Source organism: Psychrobacter sp. Rd 27.2 (genome assembly GCF_001921755.1).
GTDB classification, from domain to species: Bacteria; Pseudomonadota; Gammaproteobacteria; order Pseudomonadales; family Moraxellaceae; genus Psychrobacter; species Psychrobacter celer.
In genome coordinates, this window is record NZ_MRYB01000132.1 from 1 (window position 1) to 356 (window position 356).

General features: G+C 39.9%; 1 pseudogene. It reads left to right on the forward strand.

The features are described 5' to 3' along the window. Positions 1–57 precede the first annotated feature (57 nt). A pseudogene (locus BTV99_RS13720) lies at positions 58–356 on the forward strand (hypothetical protein); the annotation flags it as partial.

Here is a 356-nt window from a genome sequence, read left to right on the forward strand (position 1 = left end):
GGTAATAAACGCCAAGTGGTAAATGCGAACATGATATCACCTCGGATATATCATGCGATGAAAGAGTATTTGGTCAATTCGGGCTTAGACGATGAACAGAAAAACCTGTGCTTAGTAGTGTTAAGTCTTGCGTATCGAACAGGGTTGCGAATTAAAGAACTTATCGGTGTTAAAGTTCGTGATATAGCTGACATCTATATTGATGAACATGGACAACGAATAGAGCAGCCGCAAATATGGTTAAGACCAAATCGCTATCGGAGATTGAAAAGTAGCAGCGCAAGCCGCCTTATACCCATTAACTGCCTACTTAAGAAAGACGAGTTAAAACAATTTACTCAGTTATATCGTCAGCA